The 1,207-nt window shown below is 38.1% G+C and carries 2 protein-coding genes; both read right to left on the minus strand.

Features of this window, described 5'->3' with window-relative positions:
* Nucleotides 1–447, minus strand: a 447-nt coding sequence (locus F6K37_RS43405; protein ID WP_287257344.1) for a hypothetical protein, incomplete at its 3' end; no start/stop codon positions are given.
* 60 nt (nucleotides 448–507) lie between these two features.
* Nucleotides 508–1,207 (minus strand): CmcI family methyltransferase (locus F6K37_RS43410; RefSeq protein ID WP_287257345.1); only part of this gene is annotated, 700 nt, incomplete at its 5' end.

Genomic DNA, 1,207 nt, shown 5'->3' on the forward strand with positions numbered 1-1,207 from the left:
ACGTTGGTTGTTATCTCCATGGGCGTAACTTTCCCGCGCACCGTTCGCGTAGCGTGGCCTATGGCCAGGGTAGCTGAGTAGGGTCAATACCCAGTTTTTTTTGAGACCCTTACTTTTTATATTAACACTATTTGAGAGGGAAAAGAATACCCCGACCTTTGAGGACGGGGTATTCTTTTCCCTCTCAAACTCTCCCACTCTGATAATCGACCCTTGTAATCCAAGATGATCTATATTTTTTATGATGATTTCATCTGAATTTAACACAGTTTTTAGATACCAACTCTGGATAGACCACAAGTCGATGATTTGACTTTTTCTGGGATTGTTCCATCCGTATTTATACTTAGACAGGAAGACCCTCCGCTCTGTCACCTTTTGTACTACAAAACGAAGTGCGGAATGTGGGATGGACAAAATACCAAATAGCACCAATGTGATTTTCAAGGGATTTGGACCTGATGCAATTAGCGATCGCCTATCAAGTTTAACTTTTCTAGTGCAGCATCAGACTTTTATAAGAATGGAATTCCAATTTTTCGATCCATTGTAACCGTACATATCCTGATAGTAAGTATCAATCAAATACTCATCTTCATGGTCAAGCAACCAACTTCTTAAATTAGACATTTTTTGCCTTCCTTTTTCATATTCTTCTTGATCCTCCCAATTCTCGCTCCCATAATCCCAGATAGATTTGTTAGTATCTTCTACAATTAAATAGTCTCCACTGGTTAGACCATTATTGTGAAAATACTCCACTACTCCCAAAACATTGACATGGGCATCTTCTATAACTAACCAAGGATGAGGAAGTTGATTGAGCATTGTTTTTGGTAAAACAGCACTCAAATTATGACAATCTCCTTCAATAAAATTTACTTTTCGATAATCTCTAGCTTTTTGATCTAGAAGAGATAAATCGATATCGATAGAATAAACCGAACCTTGAATCCCAAAAAGTTCTAAGTTATCTGCTAGCCAAACAGCACTACCACCATTGAGAGCACCAATTTCAATTATGGTTTGGGGTTTAAGTTCCCATAAAAGCATAGGGTAAATTCCTATTTCGGTGACACCTTTGTTCAGAATTATTCCTTTCCAATTCTGTAAATAAGTATTACTTAAGAGTGTGTTCCAAGTTGCGGATGGTAGATCACATCGATCTTCTCTGGCAGAAATCTTGACAAAGCGATCAGGTTTGCTA

This window comes from Moorena sp. SIO4E2 (genome assembly GCF_010671945.1).
GTDB classification, from domain to species: domain Bacteria; phylum Cyanobacteriota; class Cyanobacteriia; order Cyanobacteriales; family Coleofasciculaceae; genus Moorena; species Moorena producens.